The 392-nt window shown below is 63.8% G+C and carries 1 pseudogene; it reads left to right on the top strand.

The features are described from left to right. Positions 1–39: 39 nt before the first annotated feature. Positions 40–392 (top strand): annotated as a pseudogene (locus tag HUA78_RS45815) (hypothetical protein); the annotation flags it as partial.

Below are 392 nucleotides of genomic sequence, written 5' to 3'. Positions count from 1 at the left end.
CGCTTCGTTGAACCGCGAGCGACCGAGCATATCGATGAGATGAAGATGATCATCGAGCGGCTGATCGCGCGCGGCGCGGCCTATGTCGCCGAGGATCACGTGCTGTTCAGCGTCTCTGGCATGGGCAAGTTGAGCGGCGTTCCGAAATACGGCGCCTTCTCCAAGCGTTCGCTCGACGAATTGATGGCCGGCGCCCGCGTCGACGTTGCTCCCTACAAGCGCGAGCCGATGGATTTCGTGCTGTGGAAGCCGTCCTCGACGCAGGATCCGTCCTGGCCTTCACCGGCCGGCATCGCCGCGCCGGGGCGGCCGGGCTGGCATATCGAGTGCTCGGCCATGGCATGGAAGCATCTGGTCAAGGCTTTCGAGACGCGCCTCACATGCGACGATTC

It is taken from the genome of Myxococcus sp. CA033 (assembly GCF_013336625.1).
GTDB lineage: Bacteria > Myxococcota > Myxococcia > Myxococcales > Myxococcaceae > Myxococcus > Myxococcus llanfairpwllgwyngyllgogerychwyrndrobwllllantysiliogogogochensis.
The sequence above is the reverse complement of the archived record's forward strand: the minus strand, read 5'-3'. Positions and strand labels throughout refer to the sequence as shown.